16 protein-coding genes are annotated in these 22622 nt (G+C 62.4%); 6 read left to right on the top strand and 10 right to left on the bottom strand.

Annotated features, from left to right (window positions below):
* Positions 1-2: 2 nt before the first annotated feature.
* The 4 genes from RCAS_RS18605 to RCAS_RS18590 form a co-directional block, all read right to left on the bottom strand.
* Positions 3-1319, bottom strand: a complete 1317-nt coding sequence (locus RCAS_RS18605) for an FAD-dependent oxidoreductase (protein ID WP_012122070.1) — start codon at positions 1317-1319, stop codon at positions 3-5.
* Positions 1297-2325, bottom strand: coding sequence for an electron transfer flavoprotein subunit alpha/FixB family protein (locus RCAS_RS18600; RefSeq protein ID WP_012122069.1), 1029 nt, complete (start codon positions 2323-2325; stop codon positions 1297-1299). Before RCAS_RS18600 ends, RCAS_RS18605 begins: the two co-directional genes overlap by 23 nt.
* Positions 2326-2329: 4 nt before the next feature.
* Positions 2330-3166: an electron transfer flavoprotein subunit beta/FixA family protein gene (locus RCAS_RS18595; RefSeq protein ID WP_012122068.1), complete on the bottom strand. Its 837-nt coding sequence runs from the start codon at positions 3164-3166 to the stop codon at positions 2330-2332.
* A 1505-nt stretch (positions 3167-4671) separates the two neighbouring features.
* The gene (locus RCAS_RS18590; RefSeq protein ID WP_012122067.1) at positions 4672-4992 is read right to left on the bottom strand and encodes a DUF4342 domain-containing protein; all 321 of its coding nucleotides are present in this window, start codon (positions 4990-4992) and stop codon (positions 4672-4674) included.
* 135 nt (positions 4993-5127) lie between these two features.
* On the opposite strand from RCAS_RS18590, the gene RCAS_RS18585 reads away from it, so the two are divergent.
* The 4 genes from RCAS_RS18585 to RCAS_RS18565 all read left to right on the top strand — a co-directional run bounded on the left by RCAS_RS18585 (position 5128) and on the right by RCAS_RS18565 (position 10736).
* Positions 5128-6852, top strand: coding sequence for a thiamine pyrophosphate-binding protein (locus RCAS_RS18585; RefSeq protein WP_012122066.1), 1725 nt, complete (start codon positions 5128-5130; stop codon positions 6850-6852).
* A 681-nt stretch (positions 6853-7533) separates the two neighbouring features.
* Positions 7534-8652, top strand: coding sequence for a site-specific DNA-methyltransferase (locus RCAS_RS18575; protein WP_012122065.1), 1119 nt, complete (start codon positions 7534-7536; stop codon positions 8650-8652).
* A complete protein-coding gene (locus tag RCAS_RS18570) occupies positions 8621-9685 on the top strand; it encodes a GHMP family kinase ATP-binding protein (protein WP_012122064.1) in 1065 nt (354 codons plus the stop codon). The genes RCAS_RS18575 and RCAS_RS18570 overlap by 32 nt, the downstream gene beginning before the upstream one ends.
* Positions 9686-10040: 355 nt before the next feature.
* Positions 10041-10736 (top strand): CPBP family intramembrane glutamic endopeptidase, encoded by a 696-nt coding sequence (locus RCAS_RS18565; RefSeq protein WP_012122062.1) that lies wholly within the window; start codon positions 10041-10043, stop codon positions 10734-10736.
* Between the two features lie 2 nt (positions 10737-10738).
* Here the strand turns inward: RCAS_RS18565 and RCAS_RS18560 are convergent, their stop codons facing one another.
* From RCAS_RS18560 to rpsO, 3 genes are all read right to left on the bottom strand, one after another.
* A complete protein-coding gene (locus RCAS_RS18560) occupies positions 10739-11953 on the bottom strand; it encodes an anion transporter (protein WP_012122061.1) in 1215 nt (404 codons plus the stop codon).
* A 102-nt stretch (positions 11954-12055) separates the two neighbouring features.
* Positions 12056-14296, bottom strand: coding sequence for a polyribonucleotide nucleotidyltransferase (gene pnp, locus RCAS_RS18555; protein WP_012122060.1), 2241 nt, complete (start codon positions 14294-14296; stop codon positions 12056-12058).
* Positions 14297-14600: 304 nt separating this feature from the next.
* A complete protein-coding gene (gene rpsO, locus RCAS_RS18550; protein ID WP_012122059.1) occupies positions 14601-14870 on the bottom strand; it encodes a 30S ribosomal protein S15 in 270 nt (89 codons plus the stop codon).
* 175 nt (positions 14871-15045) lie between these two features.
* Between rpsO and RCAS_RS18545 the strand changes: the two genes are divergently transcribed.
* Together RCAS_RS18545 and pepF are read left to right on the top strand one after the other, a co-directional pair.
* Positions 15046-17211, top strand: coding sequence for a CYTH and CHAD domain-containing protein (locus RCAS_RS18545; protein WP_012122058.1), 2166 nt, complete (start codon positions 15046-15048; stop codon positions 17209-17211).
* A gap of 31 nt (positions 17212-17242) precedes the next feature.
* A complete protein-coding gene (gene pepF, locus RCAS_RS18540) occupies positions 17243-19051 on the top strand; it encodes an oligoendopeptidase F (RefSeq protein WP_041332146.1) in 1809 nt (602 codons plus the stop codon).
* A 12-nt stretch (positions 19052-19063) separates the two neighbouring features.
* Here pepF and RCAS_RS18535 read toward each other — a convergent pair whose 3' ends face one another.
* The 3 genes from RCAS_RS18535 to RCAS_RS18525 all read right to left on the bottom strand — a co-directional run bounded on the left by RCAS_RS18535 (position 19064) and on the right by RCAS_RS18525 (position 22520).
* A complete protein-coding gene (locus RCAS_RS18535; RefSeq protein WP_012122056.1) occupies positions 19064-20230 on the bottom strand; it encodes an aminotransferase class V-fold PLP-dependent enzyme in 1167 nt (388 codons plus the stop codon).
* 176 nt (positions 20231-20406) lie between these two features.
* Positions 20407-21540 (bottom strand): radical SAM protein, encoded by a 1134-nt coding sequence (locus RCAS_RS18530; RefSeq protein WP_408638390.1) that lies wholly within the window; start codon positions 21538-21540, stop codon positions 20407-20409.
* Between the two features lie 62 nt (positions 21541-21602).
* Positions 21603-22520, bottom strand: a complete 918-nt coding sequence (locus RCAS_RS18525; RefSeq protein ID WP_012122054.1) for a pseudouridine-5'-phosphate glycosidase — start codon at positions 22518-22520, stop codon at positions 21603-21605.
* Between the last annotated feature and the right edge of the window lie 102 nt (positions 22521-22622).

The following is a 22622-nucleotide window of genomic DNA, read 5'->3' as shown; positions in this document are numbered from 1 at the left end:
GCTTACCCTCTCATTGCACGCATTAGTTTCAACATATCCCAGGCGACGCCGGTAAACGAGCGACGCTCGCGCACCATCTTGAGAATATCGTGCTCCATAGTGCGCTTGGGAATGCCGTGAGCCGTGAAGTAGCGCAGCGCCGCTTCGTTCAACAGGTTGACGTAGGTGCCCATAAATTGCGGCGAACTCTCGAGAAAATCGGTCATACGCCGGTACTGTTTCATGTCTTGCAACACGAAGGTTCCTTCCAGGTTCCGGCGATAGCGGCTCAGGAACGCCGCCGAGAAATCGCCCGCCTGGTGCGCCGCCAGCGCCGTCTCGCCCGCCATCTTGCCTGCCGTAATCGCCAGGTTCGTTCCTTCGCGGTGAAGCGCGTCCACCATCCCGGCGGCATCGCCCGCGACCATCACCCCATCGCCTGCCAGTTTCGGCATACGGTCGTACCCCATCTCCGGGATCAGGTGCGCACCATATTCGCGCACCTCGCCGCCTTCCAGATAGGGACGCACGACCGGATGGTGCTTGAAACGCTCCAGCACTTCGTAGGGACGTAAACGGTGGGTGACGAATTCGTCGAGCAGCATGCCGACGCCAATCGAAATACCGGATTGATCGGTATAGATGAAGCCGGTGCCCGGCAATCCAAGCGTAACATCGCCAAACACATCGATGGCAACGCCTTCGCGCGGACCGCTCAAGCCAAAGCGTATTTGCAAATCCTTTGCCGGCAGGTTGATGTATTCCTTGACCGCCAGCGCCACATACTTCGGCGGAAGGTCCGACGCAATCAATCCCGCCTGTTGCGTGAGCAGGTTGTTGACCCCCTCGGCGATGATGACGACCGGTGCGTAGACTTTGCCTTCGGGACGATCGGTATCGACGCCGATGACGCGCCCGCGTTCGTCCTTGAGCAACTGCGTGACGGTTGTGCGGGTGATGAGCAACGCGCCGGCCGCAGCCGCCTGCTCGGCGAACCAGGGATCAAAGCGCGCTCGCAGGACGGTGTATGCATCCGCCGGTTCTTTGAGGTATCTTTCACTTTTGTGCATGACACGGATGGCGCTATCCGGTGAGAGCATCCAGTACCCCTGCTCGGTAACCGGGCGTTCGAACGGCGGCTTACGTTCCCAGTAATCGGGCAGGACATCTGCCAGCGCGTGGGTGTAGAAGACCCCGCCAAAGAGGTTCTTGGCGCCGGCGAAACGTCCCCGCTCGATGATGATGACATTCAACCCGCCACGCGCCATGGTCAGCGCCGCTGCCACGCCCGCCGGACCGGCGCCAACGACAATCGCATCAAAGGTGAGCCTGCCCGTCATACGACTGTCCTTTCACCTGACGTATCAACGCGGGGATCACTTCGTACAGATCGCCGACGATCCCCATCGTAGCGATCTGGAAGATCGGCGCGTTTGGATCGGTGTTGATTGCCAGAATGACATCAGCGCCGCTCATGCCGACCCGATGCTGCACTGCGCCGGAGATTCCCGCCGCAATGTACAACTTGGGACGCACCGTTTTGCCCGTTTGTCCCACCTGCCGGCTGGCGTCCATCCATCCGGCGTCCACCACCGGACGGCTGGCTGCAACCATGCCGCCGAGTGCGTCTGCCAATTCCTGGAGGAGCGCAAATCCCTCCGGTCCCCCCATACCACGTCCACCGGCGACGATCACTTCGGCATACTCAATGTTGGGTTGCTCTTCGGCGCGGATCAACCGCAATCGTTTGACCGGAACGTCCTCCTCGCGCATATCGAACGGAACGGTCACTACTTCGCCGGTCGCGTCCGGTGCGGGGTCCGGCATTGGCAGCACCCGTGGGCGAACAGTCGCCATCTGCGGTCGGTGGCGGCGGCAGAGGATTGTCGCCATCAGGTTGCCGCCGAATGTCGGACGGGTGGCTGCCAGAATATGGTTGGCGGGATCGATTGAGAGTTCGGTGCAGTCGGCAGTCAGACCGGTGCCGACGCGCGTGGCAATTGAGCCTGCCAGGTCGCGCCCAAGCGTCGTTGCGCCGATCAGGAAAATCTCCGGACGATGCTCCTTCACCAGCTGGCTGACAGCAACGGCATACGGCAGGTTGCGGTAGATCTCCAGCACTGGATTATCGATCAGATAGATGCGTGCTGCGCCATACTGAAACGCCTGTGGCGCCAGATCGGCAACCTGATGTCCTGGCAGCACCGCTTCGACCACGCTGCCCGGCAGATCCGCCGACAGCCGCTTCGCCGCGCCGAGCAATTCCCACGATACCGGATGCACCTGATGTTCCTGTTGCTCGACGAACACCCAGATGCGCGGAATGGTTGGCTGTTCAGCGTTCATGGCACTACTCCGTTACAGATTGCAGGTTGCCCACATGCGCCCGCTCAATCACCGCCATTGCCCGCGCCACCACTGTGTCCAGACCAAGATCGGCAACGGAGAGGACGTCACCTCCTGATCGCGGTGGTGGGGTATACGCCTTGCCGACCACGGTCGGTGAGCCTTTCAACCCGATCTGCTGCGGATCGAAGGGCACGGGTGATGTTGCTGTCCACATTTCTGGCTGATAGCGCGCCGCTGCAATCAGGCGCGGCAGCGGCGCATGACGCACCGGCGCAATCTCTTTCTCAACCGTCAGCAGCGCCGGTAAGGTCGTCTCCAATATCTCGATGCCCTGCTCGACCCGACGGTGTACCACTGCCCGACGGGCTGCAAGGTCAAACTCCTCAATCGCTACCGCATACGTGATCAGTGGTATGTTCAGGCGGGTTGCCACGCCAGGACCGACCTGCGCTGTGTCGCCGTCTATCGCCTGTTTGCCGAAGAGGATGATGTCAACCGGTAGTTCGGCGTTGATCACCTCGATTGCGCGAGCCAGCACATACGAGGTTGCCAGGGTGTCAGCGCCGCCAAACTTGCGATCACTGATCAGGATCGCGCGATCCGCGCCTTGCTCAACGCATTCGAGGAGCGCTTCTGTTGCTTTCGGCGGTCCCATTGTGATCACCGTCACCTGCCCGCCGCCAAGCCGTTCTTTGAGTTGCACCGCCGCTTCGACGGCGTGAAGGTCGTAGGGGTTGACGATGGCAGGAACTCCTTCGCGGATCAGCGTGCCCGTTTCGGGATCAATACGCACATTTGAGGTATCAGGCACCTGTTTGATGGCAACGACTGCATGCATAGGACTACCGCCATTCTTTCTCAACGACGCCTGCGCGTCTTCTATCGGGTACCGGGAAGGCGGAGATGAATCATTCTTTGCAATATTCCCCACATATATTACCAGGGAGGCAGCGGAAAACAGGGGAGAAACGACAATTCTCTGTGGTTATCTCTGAAAGGTGGGGGGATGATAGAGGTCTCATACCAATGACGATTGAAGATGCCGAATGCGTGTCATTCCGAGCGCAGCGACGGGTCATTCCGAGCCCTTCGCTTCGCTCAGGGTAAACTCAGCGAGGAATCTAAGCGGGTCGCGCAAGACCTCTCGCGCTGCTCGGGGTGACCATGCCGGATGGTCACAGGTCATTGGTATAAGGTGTGGCGTTTTTCTGGGTAAAAGGTGCCAAGTATCCGGTGTGGGGCTGCCCGCGCTCGCGGCTTTGGCTTTGGGGCGGGCGGGACGCCCGCGTTCCCGGCGCTCGCGGCTTTGGGGCGGGCGGGGCGCCTGCGCGCGCGGCTGTGATGCGGGCGGGACGCCCGCGTTCCCGGTGCTCGCGGCTTTGGGGCGGGCGGGGCGCCTGCGCGCGCGGATGTGTGTGGTTTTGATGCGGGCGGGACGCCCGCGTTCCCGGCGCTCGCGGCTTTGGGGCGGGCGGGGCGCCTGCGCGCGCGGCTGTGATGCGGGCGGGACGCCCGCGTTCCCGGTGCTCGCGGCTTTGGGGCGGGCGGGGCGCCTGCGCGCGCGGATGTGTGTGGTTTTGATGCGGGCGGGACGCCCGCGTTCCCGGTGCTCGCGGCTTTGGGGCGGGCGGGGCGCCTGCGCGCGCGGATGTGTGTGGTTTTGATGCGGGCGGGACGCCCGCGTTCCCGGCGCTCGCGGCTTTGGGGCGGGCGGGACGCCTGCGCGCGCGGCTGTGATGCGGGCGGGACGCCCGCGTTCCCGGCGCTCGCGGCTTTGGGGCGGGCGGGGCGCCTGCGCGCGCGGCTGTGATGCGGGCGGGACGCCCGCGTTCCCGGCGCTCGCGGCTTTGGGGCGGGCGGGGCGCCTGCGCGCGCGGCTGTGATGCGGGCGGGACGCCCGCGTTCCCGGCGCTCGCGGCTTTGGGGCGGGCGGGACGCCTGCGCGCGCGGATGTGATGCGGGCGGGACGCCCGCGTTCCCGGTGCTCGCGGCTTTGGGGCGGGCGGGGCGCCTGCGCGCGCGGATGTGTGTGGTTTTGATGCGGGCGGGACGCCCGCGTTCCCGGCGCTCGCGGCTTTGGGGCGGGCGGGGCGCCTGCGCGCGCGGATGTGTGTGGTTTTGATGCGGGCGGGACGCCCGCGTTCCCGGCGCTCGCGGCTTTGGGGCGGGCGGGACGCCCGCGTTCGCGGCTTTGGCTTTGGGGCGGGTGGGACCCCGCGCTCGTGGCGCTCGCGGCTTTGATGCTTGCGGACCCAGGAATTCAACACAGAGGGGGCAGCCTGTGCGTGCCCCCTCCTATCAGCACCGCCGGGCTATGCGCTCCGGCAGGGAAGCGCCGCCAGATCAGTGAGCGCCTTCGGGGATCGGGGCAACGCCGATCCAGTGGATGCCTGCCGTGTCGAGATCAGGATCGCGAGTATACGACTCTGGCGTGATACGCTCGATTTCAATGGTGCAATGACCAAGCGCGGACGCCAGCGTGTTGATCGCCGACTGCACCGCCGCCGACAGCATGCCGCCGATTGTCGAAAAGGATGCGACCGGTTGAAAGCCCTGCCTGATGACGATCCGCTGAACATTGCCTCCTGCGATACACTCTCGAAGTTGCTCGACTACTGTGCCTCCATCGACGGTGATGGTTTCGGTTGCCGACTGCACTGTCATGATGGTGTCCTCCTGCTTTGTGTGGTGTGCCGTGTTGCCGATTATCCGCGCTGTATGACGCGGTGTGACATGCAGTATACTACGGATAGTTACGGCAGAGTGTTTGCATTCTCTGTGCAGTCGAAGGAGACCATTATGCACGGTGGTGATCGCGTGGCACTGGCGCTTCAGGCGCATGGGGTGCGTTTCGTTTTTACCCTGACCGGCGGGCATATCGCGCCCATCCTGGTTGGTTGCCGTCAACGCGGCATTCGTGTGATCGACACGCGCCATGAGGCGACTGCCGTGTTCGCCGCCGATGCTGTGGCGCGACTGACCGGCGTGCCCGGTGTCGCTGTAGTGACTGCCGGTCCTGGCGTGACGAACACGATCACGGCGATCAAGAATGCGCAGATGGCGCAATCGCCGCTGGTGCTGATCGGTGGCGCAGCGGCGACTGCACTGCGGGGACGCGGCGCGCTTCAGGATATTGACCAGATGGCGCTGATGCAATCAATCACGAAGTGGCGTCGGTCGGTTGCGCGGGTGCGGGAGATTATTCCGGCGCTGGAGGAGGCATTCTTTCAGGCGCGCAGCGATGTGCCCGGTCCGGTGTTCGTCGAACTGCCGGTCGATCTGTTGTACGACGAACAGGTGGTGCGCCGGTGGTACGGTCTCAATCGTAGTGGACGCTCTCCAAAGCAATGGATTGTTCAGCGGTATCTCGACTGGCGGGTGAGTCGATTGTTTGCCGGCGTGCAGGATCAACCGGTGGCGACGTCCCGTTTGGTCGATGTTCCTGAACCAGAAGACGGCGCGGTGCGCGCGGCGGTGCTCCGCCTGGTGCAATCACAACGTCCGCTCCTGTTGGTAGGAAGTCAGACGATGCTCGATACGGCGTCGGTCGGTGCGTTGGCGAAGGCAGTCACCCGGCTGGGTGTGCCGACGTATCTCTCTGGCATGGCGCGTGGGTTGCTCGGCGCGAATCACGCATTGCAGTTGCGGCACCGGCGGCGCGAGGCGCTGCGCGAAGCCGATCTGGTCATTCTTGCGGGTGTGCCGTGCGACTTCCGCCTCGACTATGGCAACCATATTGCGCGTCGCGCCACGCTTATCGCCGCCAACCGCAGCCGCACCGATCTGATGCTCAACCGGCGCCCCGACATTGCGGTGTTGGGAGACCCGGCGCGCTTTGTGTGTATGCTGGCGGAACGGGTGTTGCCCGGTGATCCCTGGAAGGAATGGATCGAACGGTTGCGTCAGCGCGATGCCGTCCGCGATGCTGAGATTGTGCGTCAGGCAGCCGAACCGACATCCTATGTCAATCCGATCCATCTCTGCCGGGTGATCAACGAGACGCTTTCCGATCACAGCATAATTGTTGCCGATGGCGGCGACTTTGTGGCAACCGCGTCGTACACGGTGCGTCCGCCGCGCCCGTTAAGCTGGCTCGATCCGGGACCGTTCGGCACACTCGGCGTTGGCGCGGGATTTGCGCTCGGTGCGAAACTCTGTCAGCCTGATGCGGATGTCTGGCTTCTGTATGGAGATGGGTCTGCCGGCTACAGCCTGACCGAATTCGACACTTTTGTGCGCCACCAGGCGGCAGTGGTTGCGGTCATAGGAAATGACGCTGGCTGGACGCAAATTGCGCGTGAGCAGGTGGAGATTCTGCACGACGATGTGGCAACCACGCTGGCGTATAGCGACTACCATCGGGTGGCGGAGGGGTTCGGCGCTGCTGGCTATCGCCTCGACGACCCGGAACTGGCGGAGGAGACCTTGAAGCAGGCGCGCCAGACGGCTGCCCAGGGCAGACCGGTGCTCGTCAATGCTCTGATCGGCAAAACCGATTTTCGTAAGGGGTCGATTTCCATGTGAAAGTTGAAGATGGTACAGTGGAGCGAAGGTGCGAGGCGAGAGGGTGCGAGGCGAGAGGGTGCGAGGCGAGAGGGTGCGAGGCGAGGGGCGCGAGGCGAGGGGCGCGAGGCGAGGGGCGCGAGGCGAGGGGCGCGAGGCGAGGGGCGCGAGGCGAGGGGCGCGAGGCGAGGGGCGCGAGGCGAGGGGCGCGAGGCGAGGGGCGCGAGGCGAGAGGGTGCGAGGCGAGAGGGTGCGAGGCGAGAGGGTGCGAGGCGAGGGGCGCGAGGCGAGAGGGTGCGAGGCGAGAGGGTGCGAGGCGAGAGGGTGCGAGGCGAGGGGCGCGAGGCGAGAGGGTGCGAGGCGAGGGGCGCGAGGCGAGGGGCGCGAGGCGAGGGGCGCGAAGCGAGAGGCGCGAAGCGAGAGGGTGCGAGGGAAAGTTGTCGTTGCATGTTGCGCGTCGGAAGGTAGTAGGGGCGCCCAAACAGGGGTGAAGGCGTGCGATGGGAAATGAGGTCTGGCGTTCTTCTCTGTACCCTCTGTGCTTCTGTCGTTCATCAAAACGACAAGGCGTGCGGGTGGAGAGCAAATACAAGAAGATGACATGATTCTTGACACAGAATCATGCAACCCTCTTGCATTTTACGCCTCCAGCGTGGTATACTGCGGTTGAAACTGCTTTTTGCCCTGTGAGTGTAAACATTCATGGCACGTCCGCTTCTTCCGAACCGTTCGCCTGCTGAGCGCGCCATTCCCGATGACGTGCTGCGCCTGGCACGCACCCGCTTCACGCATGCGCTCGCTCGACTGCGCGAATCTGCCTCGATTGCCGAGTTGCGCACCGCGCTGGATGCGCTCTGGCGCGAGATCGATGACCCGTCCGGTGCGTTGCTCGTCGCTGCCGATGATGCGGAGACCACCGCCTTCAGCAAACGGCGGTTACGCGACGCATTCGAGCAGATTGCGCGCGCCTACACCCTCGAACGCGCCCGCTACTATCTCGACCGTCTGGCGCGCGCCGCGGGTGAGTCCCGTACCGGCGCGATCAACGAGATCGACCTCAACCGCTGGAAAGAATACGACGATGTTTTGACCGATAGTTTATGGCTGTTTGACCGGCGCGCCGCCGGCGGCGCGCACCATGCGGGGTTCTGGGGCAATTTTGTGCCGCAGATCCCCTATCAACTGATGCTGCGGTATACCCGTCGCGGCGACCTGGTCCTCGACCCGTTCGCCGGTTCCGGTACCACGCTGATCGAAGCGCAGCGTCTGGGTCGATTGGCGATTGGCGTGGAACTGAACCCGGCCGTGGCGCAACAGACGCGCGCGACGCTGGCGCGCGAATCCGACGTTCGTTCGGCGCTGTGCGCGCTTGAGGTCGGCGATAGCGCCGCCTTCGATTGGCGCGCGACGCTGGAACGCTATGGCGTTCGCTCGGCGCAACTTGCCATTCTGCATCCGCCGTACCACGACATCATTCGCTTCAGCGACGACCCGCGCGACCTGGCGAATGCGCCGTCGGTCGACGCCTTTCTGTCGCGTCTTGGCGCGGTCGTGGCGCAGGTTAAAGCGGCGCTCGACGCCGGACGCTACCTGGCGCTGGTGCTCGGCGACAAATATGCCAACGGCGAGTGGGTCCCGCTCGGATTTCTTGGCATGCAGGAAGTGCTGCGCCACGGATTCACCCTCAAGAGCATTGTCGTCAAGAACTTCGAGCAAACGACCGGGAAGCGCGGTCAGCACGAACTCTGGCGCTATCGCGCGCTGGTTGGCGGATTCTATGTCTTCAAGCATGAGTACATTTTCATCTTCCGGAACGCCTGACCGGATCATCAATGGCGTTGCGCCCATCCGCATCTGCAATCTCGGCGGTTGGACAGACGCCTGGTTTGCCGGGCATGGCGCAATTTTCAACATTGGCGTCTACCCGTATGTTGAGGTGCAGGTTGCGGTGTTTCCTCGCTCTTGTCGTGAGCATCAGGTGACGCTCCATGCTGAGAACTACGGTGAGCGCTCTGTTGTCATGCCGGGCAGCATCGACCACGCGCGCCATCCGCTCCTCGAAGCCGCTATCAATGAGGTGTCACTGCCGGACGACGTGGCGCTGGAGATCACGATTTTCTCCGATGTTCCGGCAGGCGCGTCCACCGGCACATCAGCCGCCGTCACCGTCGCGCTGATCGGCGCGCTCGACGCACTCACTCCCGGCAGAATGACGCCGCACGAAGTCGCCTACGCTGCACACCGCGTCGAAACGCAGCGCCTTGGGTTGCAGAGCGGCATTCAGGATCAGTTGTGTTCGGCATATGGGTCGATCAATTTTATCGAGATGTTCCAGTATCCCTATGCCACAGTGTCGCAGATCCGCGTTCCTGATGCGATCCGGTGGGAACTGGAGCGTCGTCTGGCGCTGATCTTTCTTGGTCGCACCCACAGTTCTTCAGCAGTGCACGAGCAGGTCATCGCGGGACTCGAACGCGAAGGCGACGCATCCCCGCGCCTCGATGCGCTGCGCCGTTGCGCCGTGCGCGCCCGCGATGCGCTGTATGCCGGCGATTTCGTGGCGCTCGGTCGGGCGATGATCGACAACACCGATGCGCAGCGTGCATTGCACCCGGCGCTCGTCAATGCCGACGCCGATTTGGTCATTGCGCTCGCCCGCGAATACGGTGTGCTCGGATGGAAGGTCAACGGCGCCGGCGGCGAGGGCGGTTCGCTGACCATTCTCTGTGGACCCGACGCCAGCGCCAATCGCGCGTTGCTCCGCGACATCCGCCAGCTCAGTCCACTCTTCCAGCCGATCCCGATCTACCTCAGCCGGATGGGATTGCGGGTGTGGACGACGGTTGCAGGTTGAAGGCGGGAAAAGGTTACCGGTAGTTGTGGAACGGTTGCGTGTTGTACGGAGGAGAGGCGGAGAACGCCACCTTCTTGATGTCGCCGTCATTGGATCGATATCTGCTGTGGGGCTTCGACAGCGGAATGGTTCTTGTTTGCCGGTTGCGTCTGGATCGACCTCAAGAGCCTCGGTGGTTCGAGGAACATGGCAGATGGGAAGGTCGCAGGCGGGAACGTTGCACATTGCACGTTCTTCAATGTGGGATGGGGCGCGGCGCACCGCTCTACGCGCTCTGTGTCTCTGTGGTTCAAATCAAGGTGACCGGCGTGAAGGCGGCGTCTTGCCTGAATGAGCGTCGCCAAAAGGAGGGAATATGAGCCACACGTTAAGCCCGCAGATGTCCGCTATCTCACCACGATCATCGGCGCACCAGCGGCTTGTGTCTGGTTTTGCACTGGCCGGATCGGTCTGGATCGTTGGTCTCATCGGGCACTTCACACCGCTGGCAGAATGGCCCGCGCTCTTTCTCTACGTCCTCGGCGCCATCGGCGTGACCCTGTTGCTAGGGGTGCGCGATGGTCTGTGGGAAGCAATGTGGGTGACGCGCTGCGGTTTAGGGCGGGCGCTGGCGTGGGGTGGCGGAATCGGTCTGGCGCTGCTGGTGATCGACAATCTCAACACCTTCATGTACTATCGTGCAGGCGGCGCGCCAATGGCGCAGATGGAAGCAATCCTGATCGGCATGCGCCTGGTCTTTCTCTTTCCGCTGCTGGTGCTGGCGGAGGAGTTTCTCTGGCGCGGCGTCATTCTCTCTGGATTGCACGATGCCGGGTTCAATCGCCATCTGGCGGTGGCGCTCACCACGACCGCTTATGCCCTGAACCACTTCGCCGTCGCGCCGGTTGGCATGGTCGAGCGCGCAATGATGGCGGCGATGGGGTTGCCGATTGGAATTGCCGGGGGGTATCTGGCGCTGAAGACTCGCAGCGTCTGGGCGCCGGTCGCACTCCATGGATTGACGATGATCTCGATGATTGTCGATATCTTCGTCATCCCCCGGTTAGTGTAACCCTACACCAGCACAAACGCGACCAGCAACGTCAACACCGTAATCGGCACACCGGCACGCAGGTAGGCGCCGAAGGTTAGGCGCACTCCCCAGCGTGCTGCGAGTTCCGCCACGATCAGGTTTGCCACCGAGCCGATCAAGGTCAGGTTGCCGGCCAGGGTCGATGCGGCTGCCAGCATCAGCCAGCCGCGTTCAGGCTGCGCCAGCGCGGGGATCAGATGTTGCAGCACCAGCACTGCCGGAACATTGCTGATCAGGTTCGAGAGGAGGGCGGTGACGACGCCGAACATGATCAGACTCCCGCCGATAAACGGCGCCGTCGCGGTAAATAACGTATCGGTCACCCCCTGAACCTGGAGGCTGCCGGTCACGACGAAGAGACCCGCAAAGAAGACGAGCAGGGTCCAGTCCACGGTCTTCCAGATGCGTTCCGGGCGCAATCGTCGTGTGGCGAGCAGCGCCGTCGCAGCCAGGAAGGCTGCAAGCGCCACGGGAAGCCCTGCAATCATCAGCGCCAGCATCACCGGCGCGACAACGGCGACCTTTCGCAGCAATGGACGATAGACCCGCATCCGACCAACTTCCGGCGTATCGAAGCGTCCACGCCGAAACTCCTGAGGATAGACCAGCACAATCACCAGCCAGCAGATCGCCATGCTGATCAGCGCTGTCGGTGCAAGCGCGGCGGCGAACGTGGCATAGGGAATGCCCGACGCATTGCCGATAATCATGTTCTGCGGGTTGCCTGTGATCGTCGCTGCCGAACCGATATTGGCGCTCGTCGCCAGCCCAATCAGGTAGGGGATCGGATTGCGCCGCAGCGCGCGGGTGGTATCGAGCACGAGCGGCGTGAGCATAAGCGCAATCGTGTCATTCAGGAAAAGCGCCGAGAGCACGCCCGACGCCACGATAATCAGCGCCAGCAACCCGCGTGGCGTATGCGCCACCCGCACCACACGCTGTGCGACAACGCCGAAGAATCCGGCATTGTAGAGTTGACCATTGAGCACCATCATACTGAACAGCAGCAGGAGCGTATCAAGATCGAGCGCCTCGAATGCCGCTTCGAGCGTGATAGCGCCGCATGCCAGGAGCGCCGCCGCGCCAACCACGGCGATAGTGGCGCGATCCGCGCGTAACCAGGGCCAGCGCCCGACGGCAATGCCCGCGATGGTGGCAACGACAATCACCACCGTCAGCCAGGATAGCCAGGTCATACACTGTTATCCTTGCGCACACAGCAAAATGGAGCGACGCATCTGCTGTGCCGCTCCATCGAACGACAACCGGGTCGAACGTCTGTCATTCCGTCACATCGCTCACCGTCGGCGCGGGCGCGGACGATCATCGCTGCGCGGACTGCGGTCGCCGCTGCGCTCGCTGCCACTACTGCGCCCACCATCACGCAGACCGCGCCCCGCGCCCGCTGCCCGGCGATCCTCCGCCGTCTCGCCGGTGAGCAACGCGCGCCGTGACAGGCTCACTTTGCCCGTGCCAGGCTCAATGCCGATGACCATCACATTGATCTCATCGCCCATCTTGATCACGTCTTCGACATTCTCGACCCGACCGACGTCGAGTTCGGAGACGTGCACCATGCCGTCCTTACCCGGCGCAAGATTGACAAACGCGCCAAATGGCATAATCCGCACCACCTTACCGAGGAAAATATCGCCGACCTTGATCTCGCGCGTCAGCGCTTCGACCATCGCCACTGCCTGTTGCGCAGCGGCGGCGTCAGCCGTTGAAATATAGACCCGCCCATCTTCCTCGATATCGATCTGCGCGCCGGTGGCTTCCGTAATACTGCGAATCGTCTTGCCGCCGGGACCAATAAGTGCGCCGATCTTCTCCGGGTTGATCTGGAGCGTGATGATGCGCGGCGCATACGGCGAGAGTTCCTTGCGCGGCTCGCTGATCACCGCATTCATCTTCTCGAGCACGTGCAGGCGACCCTCGCGCGCCTGAGCGAACGCCTCGCGCATGATCTCGTAGGTAATCCCGGTAGTCTTGATATCCATCTGCAACCCGGTGATCCCCTTTGCCGTGCCGGCGACCTTGAAATCCATATCGCCCAGATGGTCCTCAATGCCCTGGATATCCGTCAGCACGCGCCAGCGACCGTCTTTGCCGGTGATCAACCCCATTGCAATCCCGGCGACCGGCGCCCTGATCGGCACGCCTGCATCCATGAGCGCCAGTGACGAACCGCACACTGACGCCATCGACGAGGAGCCGTTCGAGGAGAGCGTTTCGGACACCAGGCGCATGGTGTAGGGGAACTCCTCTTTTGGCGGCAGCACTGCGAGCAGTGATCGTTCCGCCAGCGCGCCGTGGCCAATGTCGCGGCGGCGCGGCGAACCGAGGCGGCGGATCTCGCCGGTGCTGAACGGCGGGAAGTTATAGTGATGAATGTACCGTTTAGCCGTTTCGATGCCGAGATCATCAAGGCGTTGCTCCTCAGCCGGCGAACCGAGCGTCGCCAGCGTCAACACCTGCGTCTGCCCGCGGGTGAACAACCCCGATCCGTGTACGCGCGGGATCAGCCCCACCTCTACCGAAATCGGGCGAATGTCTTTCGGACCACGCCCATCGACGCGTTCGCCGCGCTCGAGGATCATGCGCCGCACTTCCTCGTACAGAATGTTCTCGAATGCGGCAGAGACCGCAGCCGTGCGCGCTTCGAGTTCTTCTTCCGGCTCATCGGCAGTGAAATGCGCGATCACCTCACGCTTGAGCGCTTCGGTCTGCGCATCGCGCACCATCTTGTTCGCGTCGGTGATCGCCTCGTACAATCGGTTTCCCAGCCACTGCTGGATCGCCTCTTCGAGCGACGTATCAACCGGCGGCGGGACGAATTCCTTCTTCGGGCGGCCAGCCAGTTTCACCAATTCGTTCTGCAAATCGCAAATCTGCTTGCATACCTGATGTCCCTGAATGACCGCTTCGAGCATCACCTCTTCGGGAAGTTCATTCGCCCCTGCCTCGACCATCAGCACCGCCTCTTTGGTGCCGGCCACCACCAGGTCGAGGTCGCTGTTCGCCATGTTGGGCATTGGCGGGTTGATCTGCAACGCGCCGTCGATATACCCGACCTGCACCGCTCCGACCGGACCGAGGAACGGAATGTCGGAAATCGCCAGCGCCGCTGAAGCGGCGATGATCGACAACGGCGCCGGATCGTTGACCATATCGATCGAAAAGGTCGTGACGATGATCTGCACTTCATTGCGGTAGCCTTCCGGGAAGAGGGGGCGCAGTGGGCGGTCGGTGAGCCGCGCTGTCAGGATCGCGCCTTCGGTCGGCTTGCCTTCACGTTTGAAAAAACTGCCGGGAATTTTGCCCGCAGCGTACATTTTTTCTTCGTAATCAACCGTCAACGGAAAGAAATCCGTATCAGTGCGCGGTTCTTTCGATGCCACTGCCGTTGCCAGCAGCATCGTGTCGCCGTACCGCACCACCACCGCGCCGTTCGCCTGTTCAGCGAAGCGCCCGGTTTCCAGTGTCAGCGTGCGGCCTGCAAGATCCATACTGACTGAATGAATCCGACGTTCTGACATAATCCTTCCTTGCACGCGGACCGTTGCCCGGTCCAATGCGGGGCGTCAGGCACTGGAGACTGCGGTCGAACGGTATTCGGCCACACGCTCCAATTCCTGACAGCCCCAGACGATACCTCCAATAAATGCGAGCCTGGGGTACACCCCAGGCTCACTCACTGACTATAGGTTTTTGTGGGGTGTACGCACAGGCGATCCCCCATTCGTCACCCAGGCTTCCTCCAGAGACCAACACACGCAGCGCATCTGCGCCGAACCTATAACGGAACCCTGATTGAGCGACGTATGCACCCCTGATGCCATGCTAGCGACGCAACCCCAGACTGTCGATCAACTTGCGATACGCATCTTTGTCTTTGCTCGCCAGATACGCCAGCAACCGGCGGCGGCGGCCAACCAGTTTCAACAACCCACGCCGCGAATGGTGATCGTGCGGATGCACCTTCAGATGCTCGATCAAGCCGTTGATTCGTTCCGTCAGTAGCGCAACCTGCACTTGCGGCGAGCCGGTGTCGCTGCTATGAATCTGATAATCGGTGATGATCGCCGTTTTTTCGTCCTTTTCCAGCGCCACGAGGAGACTCCTTTCCTCCAATCGCGGACAGGCTGGCGCAGCCTGCCGTTCACTTTTTGCAAACCATAGATAAGTATACCATAAGATGCACGATCGTGCAGTATCGCCAACTGAACATGGTATACTGGCATCGTCGTAGCCTGGTCTTGTATACGTCTGTGTCGCACGGATACCTATGGATCAACAACGTGTCAATCCCATCGAAGTCGAACTGAAGTTTCGCGTCGGCGATCCGGCGATCTTTCGCGCGCTGTCGCGCCCGATGACACTCGGCGACTTTCAGTTGAAGCCGGTTGGGGATGGCGAACATCAGCACAACACGTACTACGACACGCCCGATTTCCGGTTGCGCGCGCAGCACTATGGGCTGCGGGTGCGCACTGTCGGTCATCACCGGATTGCGACCCTGAAAGGCGAAACCCAATCGCGCGATGGTCTTCATCAGCGCCCTGAGTGGGAGATGCCTGTTGAGAGCGACGATCCGCAACGCTGGTCCCCCGGTGATGTGCGCGACCGCGCATTCGCGCTGGCAGGCGGTGCGCCACTCCAACCGGTGCTGACCATCGAAACCCTGCGGCGCCTGGTGTATGTCTGGCAGGGTTCGCGGCGTGTTGCCGAAATTGCGCTCGATGAAGGGGTTATCTATGCTGGCGGGCGTGAGCAGATGTTCTATGAACTGGAGATCGAATTGCTGCCCGAAGGTACTCGTGAAGATCTTGATACGCTCGGCGCACTCTTGCAGGCGCAATTTCCGCTGCAACCCGACAATCTGAGCAAACTGGCGCGTGGTTTGGCGTTGCTCGATGAAGCGGTGTTGGATGCTGAGGATGCCGCAAAACGTTTGAAAGGGGGCGATGTGATATCTGCATCAACCGAACAGTCGCTTATCCGCCTTCTGGCGTTGACGCTGCTGGATCGCGCGATACCAGAGGGCGCCTTTCTGCCGGTTCACCGCCGCCTGCTGGGGCTTGCTGCCGCCTGCTACGACGCGGCGCTCGCTGCCGGTGTCGAAGTCCCTGAGCGCGCTGCGCGCGATATGGTGCTCTCGGCGCAAATTGACGACCTGGATGCCGATCAGCAAGCGCTCGCCGCCGCACTGCCAGGGATGGTGCGCGCCAGAGTGCGCCCGCGTCGTGATCCGGCGTTCATCCGCCTGAGCGAGAGCGATCAGAAGATGGCGCTACGCCTCGGCGCAATCCTGCGCCTGGCGGCGGCGTTGGTGGAACAGAGCATCCGCACGCTGGCGGTCGCGCACACGAATGGCGCTGTTGCGCTGACCCTTGCGCCCGGAACTGATGACGTTCTGGAACCGATTACTGCCCGCAGCGATCTCTGGCGCGATCAGATCGGTCCTGTCACGTTCGCTGTTGTTGAACACGACGCGCTGGCGCCGCTGCCGGTCGAACCACCTGATCCAGCATTCGCCGTTCTGAAACTGACCGACGGGTTGCAGGGAGGCGAACCGTTGACGGAAGGGGCGCGTCGGATGCTCCGCCGCACCTTCGAGCGATTGCTTGCCCGGATCGATGCCGTTGCAAAGGACGAGGACCCGGAGGATGTCCATGATGCGCGGGTGGCAACCCGCCGCCTGCGCGCGTCGCTTCAGGTCGTCGAGGGCATTTTCGACCCCGATCTGGTGCGGGAATTGCGTCGTGGGTTGCGGCGCGTGGCTCAGTCGCTCGGCGTGGTGCGCGATTATGATGTGTTCCTGGAATCGGTGCGCGCATTCCGTGATCAACTGCCGGAGGAGCGCCGGTCGATCACAGCGCCGCTCATCGCCGCTATCGAGTCGGTGCGCGCGTCGGCGCGTGAGCGCCTGCTTGCGGACCTGGAATCGAAGCGCTTTGGACGTTTTCTTCGCCAATGTGCGGCTTTTCTCACCACTCCCGGCGCCGGGGTTGTCGATCAGAGCGAAACCGGTGCGCCGACGCGCGTGCGCGACTTTGCCGGCAGCGCCATCTGGCGACGCTACGAACAGTGGCGCGCCTTCGACGCCGTGCTCGACGGCGCATCTGACGAGGTGCGTCATATGGCGCGCATTGCCGGCAAACGCCTGCGCTACACGCTGGAGTTTTTCGCCGATGCGCTGGGTCCCGGCGTCGATCAGGCGCTTGGTCCGCTGATGGAATTGCAGGAGTTGCTCGGTAACCTTCAGGATGCCGCCGTTGCGCGGGCGCACATCCGCGCGCTTGGACTGGCCGACGATCCGGGCGCACAGGAGTATCTCGCAGCGCTCGACGCAGCGCACGACCGGTTGCTCGCCGGTTTCGCGCGGTTGTGGGCAAAAGTTGACAGCGTCACCTATCGGCGGCGACTCTTTGAGTTGATTATTCGAATGTGAACATTGCACAGGAGTTGAAACTGTGACCGAAATGCAGAAGATTCCGCGCCGTGACGAGATTCCTGAACAGTACCGCTGGGATCTCACAACCATATACCCGGACGATGCCGCCTGGGAGCAGGACATCGCCGCTATTGAGAGCATGCTCGGCGATGTCGCTGCTCTCCAGGGGCGCGTCGCGCGCAGCGCCGACGATCTGCTGGCGGCGCTGCGCATGCGCGATCAGGTGTCGATGCGTCTCTGGCAGGTCTACGTCTATGCCAATCGGCGTTTCGATAGCGACACGACCGATCCAGTCGGGCAGGCGCTCGCCGAGCGCGCCGGGACGCTGGCGGCAAAGGTAAGCGCCGCTCTTGCGTTTATCGATCCGGAAATCCTCGTGGCGCCGGAGGAGCAGATTCGCGCCTGGCTGCGGGACCATCCAGACCTGGCGGTGTATGAGTATGCGCTGGATCAACTGCTGCGCCAGCGTGATCATGTGCGCTCTGCGGAGGTTGAAGCCATCCTGGCGCAATTCAGCGATATTACGCGTGCGCCGGGCGAAATCTTCGAGGTGTTGACGAATGCCGACCTGAGTTTCCCGACGATTGAGGATGAACACGGGCAGACGGTGCAACTGTCGCATGGGCGCTACATGCGCTTGTTGCGCAGCCCTGACCGGCGGGTGCGTCGCGATGCCTTCATCGGGTACTACAGCGCCTTCCAGGGAATTCGCAATACGCTTGGTGCGTCGCTTGCGGCTCAGGTGCGCACCCACGTGCTCAATGCGCGTGTGCGCAATTATACGTCGTCACTGGAAGCCGCCCTGACGCCGAATGATATTCCGGTCGAGGTCTACCACAACCTGATTGCGACGGTCAACGCCAATCTGTCGCGTCTCCACCGCTATCTCCGGTTGCGCCGGCGGATCATGGGGTTGGACGAGTTGCACTTCTACGACCTCTACGCGCCGCTGGTTCCCGAAGCCGATGTTGCGGTTCCGTATGCCGAAGGGGAGCGTCTGGTGCGCGCGGCGTTCGAGCCGCTCGGTGAGGAGTATGGCGCTGCCATCGCGGAAGCGTTCGGCAACCGCTGGATCGATGTGTACGAGAATGTCGGCAAGCGCAGCGGAGCGTACAGCGATGGCGCCTATACAACGGCGCCGTTCATGCTGCTCAATTATCAGGATCGCCTGAACGATGTGTTTACGCTGGCGCACGAACTCGGTCATGCGATGCACTCGTACTTCACGCGCAAGACGCAGCCGTATGTCTACGGCGATTACACGATCTTTGTCGCTGAAGTCGCTTCGACGCTCAACGAGGCGTTATTGACCGATTATCTGTTGCAGACGCGCGATGACCCGACTCTGCGGCGTTATCTGATCGTCGAGCAGTTGGAGGACATCCGCACGACTCTCTTCCGTCAGACGATGTTCGCTGAGTTTGAACTCGAGATTCATCGCCGTGCAGAGGCGGGTGAGCCGTTGACGACCGAACTGTTCAGCACGATCTATCGCAATCTTGTGGCGCGCTACCACGGCTCGGACGTGATGCTCGATGAGCAGATTGCACTGGAGTGGGCGCGGATCCCGCACTTCTACTACAACTTCTACGTCTATCAGTATGCCACGGGTCTGTCGGCGGCGCTGGCGTTGCATGCGCGCATCGTTAACGAAGGGCGTCCGGCAATCGAGCGGTATCTGCGCTTCCTCCGCAGCGGGTCGTCACGTCCCTCCATCGAATTGCTGCGCGATGCCGGTGTTGATATGCTCTCACCTGCCCCCATTCAGGCGGCGATGGATCATTTCGATGCATTGCTCGGCGAGTTGGAGCAGATGACGGCAGGCGCGCAGCAGTGAGCGGATTTGGCTTTATAGAATGTGGCTCAACCCTTCCAGCAATCGGTCGATGTCGGCGGAGGTGTTGTACGCCTGGATCGAGATGCGGATGAGCGGTATGCCCTCCCATTCGAAGCAGGGAACCTCGATGTGGAACTCGTTCCAGAGGCGCGCCTGAACCTGCTTTGGGTCACACGGCGGCAGCGGAAGTGCGCGCATTTGAACCCACCAATCGATGCTGTCGGGCGTGAGCGGTGCGCGCCCTGTCAGCGCAACAATCCGTGCTGAAGCATCGGCAAGCAATGCGTGGCAGGCGCGTCTGACCGTTCCCCAGTCGTTGGCGTTCTGAAAATCGATTGCCGCCGGAACGCTGAGAAATGCGGAGGGATCGTCAGTGCCCATCCACTCGTAGTAATCGCGGAACGATGCGCCTTCCGGGTACGCCAGAAAACTCGACCGCAGCGGATGGCGTGGTTGCCATCCCCAACTGACGATCAGCGGTTCCAACAGTGCCTGTCGTTCGGGACGGGCAAAGAGGAACCCGCTTCCTTTGGGCGCGCATAGCCATTTGTGACAGTTGCCGCCGTAGAAATCGGCGCCGATCGCCTGCATATCCAGGTCGATCTGCCCCAGTGCGTGGGCGCCGTCGATGACTGTGATGATGCCGGCTGCTCGCGCACGCTGACAGATGGCCTGAATTGGCATGATCATTGCGGTTGGCGACGTAATGTGGCTGATCGTGATCACTTTGGTGCGTTCGGTGACACCACTCCAGACCTGTTCCACAACAGCGTCGGCATCCGTCGCGGGCAACGGAACCGGCTGCGGGATGTAGATGGCGCCGCTCTGTTCACAGACGTAACGCCACGCGCGTTCGACGGCGCCGTACTCGTGGGTGGTTCCCAGCACTTCATCACCGGGTTGCAGGGCAATCGAGCGGGCGACGATGTTCATAGCGTAAGTGACGTTGGGCACGAAGACGACATCCTCCGCCGCAGCGCCGATGAACGCTGCCAGGCGTAATCGCGCGTCCGCCAGCAACCCGTTCAGCCGTCGCCCCAGGAACTCGACCGGTTGCTCTTCGATGGTGCGTTGCCATTGCTGGTATGCCTCGAACACGGGACGGGGGCATGCGCCGAAGCTGCCGTGGTTGAGAAAGGTGATGTCGTGTCGGAGAAGAAAGAGATTGGATGGATGCATAGGATGAGTATTGAGAACTGAGAACTGAGAACTGAGAACTGAGAACTGAGAACCGGGAACCGGAGGTCAGGGGTTAAGGGTTAGGGGTTGGAAAACCTTTCACTTTCCCACCTGCAATCTTCAACCTTCGGACCTTCTACCCTTTGTGCCTTTGTGTGAGTTGGAACGTGCAACATTCAACATGCGACACCCCCCGCCAGTTGACCGCAGGCGGCTGCGATAGCCACGCCACGCTCGACGCGCACAGTGCAGGCGATGCCACGCTCGCGCAGGATGCGCTGGAAGGTCAGCACCCGACGGCGCTCCGACCGCCCGAGTGGCATCCCGGGAACCGGATTCCACGGGATGAGATTGACATGCACCAGATGCAACGGTAACCCCGCCGGTCCTGCCTCGCCGCGTAACAGCGCTGCCAGTTTCGCCGCATGCTCCGGTTCATCGTTCTTGCCCTGGAGCAGCACATACTCGAACGACACCCGTCGCCCGGTTGCTGCCAGATAGTCGCGTGTGGCATCAAGCAACACTGCCAGCGGATACCGGCGGTTAATCGGCATCAATGCGCTGCGCAGATCATCGTCGGGAGCGTGGAGTGAAACCGCCAGATTGATCGGCAGCGTCTCCGTCGCCAATCGCCGGATGCCTGGAACCAGCCCCACGGTCGAAACGGTCATGCTGCGCGCGCCTATGTTCAGACCGCGCGGATCGTGGATGATCTCGACGGCGCGCCACCAGCGATCATAGGTCGCAAACGGTTCACCCATGCCCATAAAGACAATGTTGGTCACGTGTGAGACGGAACTGACCTCTGGCACGGACGGCGCATCGTTTTCCAGATCATCTGGCGACCACCAGGCATCGTCTTCTGGTTGCCGCATCGTTGGTCTAGGCGGACGACCGGCCAGGCGGCGCATCTCACGCGCTGCCCAGACGACCTGTGCCACGATTTCGCCCGGTGACAGATTGCGCAGCAAGCCGAGCGTGCCCGTGGCGCAGAAGACGCATCCCATGGCGCACCCTGCCTGCGTCGAAACGCAGACGGTTGCGCGGTCGAGATAGATCATCAGCACACTCTCGACGAGCGCGCCGTTGGGAAGGCGAAACAGCGCCTTGCGCGTCAATCCATTATCTGCCGTTTGAACCTGTTCCGGCGTCACTGGTGCAAGGCGGGTTTCGTTTGCCAGACGTTCCCGCAACGCCAGCGGCAGGTCGGTCATTGCCAGCGGTGTGTCGGCCAGGTTCACGTACAACTGGCGAAAGACCTGCCGTGCGCGATAGGTAGGCTGACCCCAGTCGGTCAGCAGGCGCTCCATTTCCGCCAGCGACAGGTCGTAGAGATTCGGCAGCGTGTCTCGATTGGTCACCGGAAGCGCCGTCATAGCACACCTGCAATTGCCGCCGCTATGTGCGCAGCTACCCGCGCATTCTGGCACAGGAGCGCAACGTTGGCGCGCACGCTTGCGCCGCCGGTTTCCTGGGCAAGCGCCGCCAGCAGAAATGGCGTCACCGCCGGACCGTGGACCCCTTCGTCCGTGGCGCGGCGCAGCGCGCGCTCAATCGCCGCCTCGACGACGACGCGATCCAGCGCATATTCCGCCGGCGGCGGCACGGTCAGCAGCATGCCAGCGCCGCCGAGCGCGCGGTGCGCATGCCAGGCGCGCGCAACGAACGTCGCATCCGACGCCTGCGCGACCGGCAGCCCGCTTGATCTGCTGTAAAATGCCGGAAACTCATTGGTGCGCCAGCCAAGGACCGGCACGCCACTGGTTTCGAGATACTCCAGCGTTGCCGATAGATCAAGGATCGCCTTTGCACCGGCGCACACCACCACAATCGGCGTGTGCGCCAGTTCCGTCAGATCGGCGGACATATCCCAACTCTCTCGCGCGCCGCGATGAACGCCGCCAATCCCGCCGGTGGCAAACACCTGCACCCCTGCCAGATGCGCCAGCGCCATCGTCGCCGCAACCGTCGTGGCGCCATCGCCGCCTTGCGCAATCACATATCCGAGGTCGCGCCGCGACACCTTCGATGGACGATGCTGCGCATCGGTCCGGGCGAAACGCTCAATCGCCACCTCATCCATTCCGACGGTCGGCACGCCCGCCACAATTCCGATTGTCGCGGGGACGGCGCCACTATCGCGCACCTCCTGCTCCATGGCGCGCGCCAGTTCGAGGTTGTGCGGGTATGGCAACCCGTGGGAAATAACCGTGCTTTCCAGGGCAACAACCGGTCGCCCGGCGTCGAGCGCCGCCTGAACGTCGGGAGCAATGGCGATTGAGATACTCATAGGTAGTATGATACCACAGCATTGCACTGTGATGTCGGACCAGGCTGCCCTCCAACATCTCAGCCCGTCGCAGATGGCGCGTTGTTTGTCGAGCATTGCAGA

The sequence above is a fragment of the Roseiflexus castenholzii DSM 13941 genome (assembly GCF_000017805.1).
Taxonomy (GTDB): Bacteria; Chloroflexota; Chloroflexia; order Chloroflexales; family Roseiflexaceae; genus Roseiflexus; species Roseiflexus castenholzii.
Note: the sequence above shows the minus strand (reverse complement) of the source record. Positions and strands in the feature narration are given on the sequence as shown.